This window comes from Streptomyces sp. NPDC104307 (assembly GCF_055584045.1).
Genome location: NZ_JBVJMU010000038.1, coordinates 1 through 4,067 on the forward strand (window position 1 = coordinate 1; position 4,067 = coordinate 4,067).

4 protein-coding genes are annotated in these 4,067 nt (G+C 69.7%); 1 reads left to right on the forward strand and 3 read right to left on the reverse strand.

What is annotated here, in order from left to right:
- Positions 1-414 precede the first annotated feature (414 nt).
- On the reverse strand, positions 415-1,422 hold the full coding sequence (locus tag ACZ601_RS39015; protein WP_469546985.1) for a stage II sporulation protein M: 1,008 nt from the start codon (positions 1,420-1,422) through the stop codon (positions 415-417).
- Positions 1,423-1,542: 120 nt separating this feature from the next.
- Between ACZ601_RS39015 and ACZ601_RS39020 the strand changes: the two genes are divergently transcribed.
- A complete protein-coding gene (locus tag ACZ601_RS39020; protein WP_469546987.1) occupies positions 1,543-2,583 on the forward strand; it encodes an RDD family protein in 1,041 nt (346 codons plus the stop codon).
- 249 nt (positions 2,584-2,832) lie between these two features.
- Here the strand turns inward: ACZ601_RS39020 and ACZ601_RS39025 are convergent, their stop codons facing one another.
- Positions 2,833-3,441 (reverse strand): hypothetical protein, encoded by a 609-nt coding sequence (locus tag ACZ601_RS39025; protein WP_469546990.1) that lies wholly within the window; start codon positions 3,439-3,441, stop codon positions 2,833-2,835.
- Between the two features lie 245 nt (positions 3,442-3,686).
- A partial coding sequence (locus ACZ601_RS39030) for an adenosylhomocysteinase (protein WP_469546993.1) occupies positions 3,687-4,067 on the reverse strand: 381 nt, incomplete at its 5' end.

A 4,067-nucleotide genomic window follows, 5' to 3' on the forward strand; every position in this document is an offset into this window, starting at 1 on the left:
CTCTATCAGACTCTTTCGTGTCCGATTCCCGGTCGAAGCGGGCCTCGCATTTTCGCTTTCCAGTTCTTCGCTTTCGCGTTTCCCTTTCCGGCGGTTCCAACCTTACCAGACTCGATTTCGTTCCGTTTCCGGTTCGAATTTGAATTCCGGTGGCCGTTGAAGTGGCCTTGCCTTTCGGCGGTTCCGACTTTATCAGAAACAGTTCGGCCGAACTAATCGGCTTCGTGATTCGGAGAGTGGGAATCAATGGCTCTGCGGAAATTCAATTTCCGGCGAGAGCGAGATGACACTAACTGCTGGGCCCGAACTTGTCCAGTTCGAGGCAACTGTTCGAATCTACCTCCCCCAGTGCGCCGTGTCAACGGTTTTTTGGGGCGAGGAGGAGACTAGCAGGTCAGGAGAGGCGTACGCACATCAGGCGGCCACCGGGAGTCCGGCGCTCCGTTCGGTATCGGCAACGTCGCCGGTATCGCCGGCGCGGGCCGCACGGCCGCCCAGGATGTAGACGTACGCGAGGAAGGACAGCTCGGCGGCGATTCCGATGGCGATGCGGGCCCAGGTCGGCAGGCCGGAGGGGGTGACGAAGCCTTCTATGACGCCCGAGACGAACAGGATCAGGGCCAGGCCGATGGCCATGCCGATCGCGGCGCGGCCCTGTTGCGCGAGGGCGGTGCGCCGAGTGCGCGGACCGGGGTCGATGACCGTCCAGCCCAGTCGGAGCCCGGTTCCTGCCGCGACGAAGACGGCTGTGAGTTCCAGCAGTCCGTGCGGAAGGATCAGGCCGAGGAAGGTGTCGAGCCGGCCGGCCGAGGACATCAGTCCGATGCCTATGCCGAGATTGAGCACGTTCAGGAAGAGAATCCAGATCACCGGGACGCAGAGGAACGCGCCCAGCACCAGGCACATGGCTGCGGCCTGGGCGTTGTTCGTCCAGACCTGGGCGGCGAACGAGGCCGCGGGGTGGCTGGAGTAGTAGGTCTCGTACTCGCCACCGGGGCTGGTCATGCGGCGCAGGTCCTCCGGCGCGGCGATGGCCGACTGGACTTCCGGATGAGTGGCGATCCACCAGCCGATCAACGCGGCCAGGAGCGTGGAGAGGACGGCCGTGGGTATCCACCAGTGCCGGGAGCGATAGACCGCTGCGGGAAAGCCGGCGGTGAGGAATCGCGCGGCGTCCTGCCACGAGGCCCGTCGGGTGCCGGTCACCGTGGCGCGGGCACGGGCCACCAGCTGCGTGAGGCGCGCGATGAGCAGCGGGTCGGGGGCGCCGGACTGGATCAGGGAGAGATGGGTCGCCGTGCGCTGGTAGAGGTCGACCAGCTCGTCGGCTTCCGCGCCTGTGAGCTTGCGTCCGCGGTGCAGGAGGTGGTCCAGGCGGTCCCACTCGCTGCGGTGGGCGATGACGAAGACGTCGAGGTCCATGGTCGGCTGCTGCTCCAGGCATGGGTGCGTACGGGTCCGTACTGCTGCGGCGCGTTTGCGGGTCAGCTTGGCAGACTGTGGCCCGGCGGGGCAGGGATGGACGGCGAAGGGTGGGCGGGGATGAGCGAGCTCGTGACCGGGGACGCGGTCGTGCTGGGGCTGCGGCCGGCGAAACTGCCGAGCCGCGCGCTGGCTCTGTCCATCGATCTGGTCGTGGTCGGGACGGCGTTCGTCCTGGTCTCGGTCGCACTGGCCGTGGCGACCTCCGGGCTGGACGCGGCGGCGTTCGCAGCCGTCTCCGTGGCGACGTTCCTGCTGGTGCTGGTCGGCGCTCCGATCGCGGTGGAGACACTCAGCCACGGCCGTTCGCTGGGGAAGCTGGCGTGCGGGCTGCGCGTGGTGCGGGACGACGGGGGGCCGATCCGGTTCCGGCACGCGCTGGTGCGTGGGGCGATGGGTGTCGTGGAGATCCTCATGACGCTCGGAGTGGTCGCGTCCATCGCGTCACTGGTCTCGGCGCGCGGGAGGCGGCTCGGGGATGTCTTCGCGGGGACGCTCGTCGTACGCGAGCGGCTGCCCGCGGGCCGGTCCGCCTCTGTTCCTCCCCCGCCGCCCTGGCTGGTGGGACGTTTCTCCGGGCTCGACCTGTCGGCGGTTCCGGACGAACTGTGGCTGGCGGTACGGCAGTACCTGACGCGGATGCACCAGCTGGACGCGGATGTGGGCCGGGCCATGGCCGGTCGGCTGGCCGGGGAGCTGGCCGGGTGGACCGGGGTTCCGGCCCCGGTGGGCGTGCCCGCCGCCGCGTACCTCGCAGCCGTGGTGAACGAGCGGCAGGCCCGGGACGCGCACCGGATGTTCGCCGCTTCCCGGTCCTCCTCCGACCGCCCCGGCGGTACGGGTACGGGGTGGCCCATGGGGCCTCCCGGGCCGACGGGCGACGCCGGTCGGGCCGACGGCGACGGCGGTGGCGGTGGCGGTGGCAGCGGCAGCGGCAGCGGCAGCGGCAGCGGCAGCGGCAGCGGCAGCGGCAGCGGTGCGAGCGTGAGTGAGGGGCCGCGGGGCTCGGGGGCTGTGCCTGGTTCCCATACGCCCGAGGCCCCTGCTGCTGAGACGGAACCCGTGCCGCCGCCCGCCACGGGGTTCGCCCCGCCCGCTTAGGGCATGTTCGGCGGGCGCTGGTGCCCCTCACGGCGCTAGGGCCTGTCGTCGAACTGCCGTCGTCGCCCGGAGGACGGCCGGGCGGCGTCAGGTGCTTCCCCAAGCTCTCGGCTTCGCTCGACCAGGGGAGACCCCATTTCTCGGCGTGCCGGCCCCAGGCCCCTGTACTGGACGTACTGGGGTCTGGGGCCGGTGCGGCGAGAGTGCGTGCATGGCGTCGCACGGCAGACGGCAGTTTGACGACAGGCCCTAGGCCGAAGGCGGGGATTCCAGCTCTTCCAGCTCGATGCCCGGGGCCGAGAGGACCACATCGCCGGCCAGGTGGATGGTGTGCTGCTCGCCGGTGTCCAGGGCGTTGACCTGGTATTCGTCCACGATCAGCGGCCCATTGTCAGTGGCGTGCGCTTCACTGTTCACCAGGGCCCAGGACTGGTCGACGGTACGGGGGGCCAGGACCGGATCCGTGAAGGCGACGACGCGGAGACGGGTCGCGGGGGAATCGGGGGTGAGGCGCAGCAGGCGTGCGGTCGCGATGAGGAAGGCGGGGGAAGTGCCGGTGAAGGTGTGGGCGCGGACATTGCCTTCGGTGGCGTGAGTGCCGGTCGGATCGGTGCGGACCCAGGTGACGCCTTCGAGGGCGGCGCCGCGGATCTGCCAGCTCGCGGCGTGGAGTTCGAGACGGATCGGGCGGCCGAGTTCGTCCAGAGTGAGATCGATGGATCCGAGGTGGTCGCCGGACGGGGCGGTCGTCTGGGAGACGTAGCGCCAGCCGGAGGGGCCGGGGGCGCAGTGGAAGTGCTCTTCACCGAGGGGGGTGTGGTCGTGAAGATCGTGGAGCGAATAACGGCCGCGGGGCATGGGGTCCTTCGGGTTCCTCGGGCTGTGCGGGTGCGGTACGGCGCAGGCCCCCGACACGGGGGTGCGGGGGCCTGCGTTCGTAGCTGCTGCTGTGCTGTGCTGCCACGCTGCTGAGTCACCAGGGCTGCTGACGCTTTCGGCGTCCGCGGGCTCCGGGACCGGTTACGCGGAACATGCCGGTGGCCGGTCGTCGCTGACCGGTGGTGACTGCGGCCGGTCACCGGCATGCCGTCGCGGTCAGCGGCTCAGTAGCGGTAGTGGTCCGGCTTGAACGGACCGTCCACCTCGACACCGATGTACGCGGCCTGCTCCGGGCGCAGCGTCGTGAGCTTCACGCCGAGTGCGGCGAGGTGCAGGCGGGCGACCTTCTCGTCGAGGTGCTTGGGGAGCACGTAGACGTCGGTCGGGTACTCCTCGGGCTTGGTGAAGAGTTCGATCTGGGCGAGGGTCTGGTCGGCGAAGCTGTTGGACATGACGAAGGAGGGGTGTCCGGTGGCGTTGCCGAGGTTCAGCAGGCGGCCCTCGGAGAGCACGATGAGGACCTTGCCGTCGGGGAAGGTCCAGGTGTGGACCTGGGGCTTGACCTCGTCCTTGACGACGCCGTCGATGGCGGCGAGGCCCGCCAT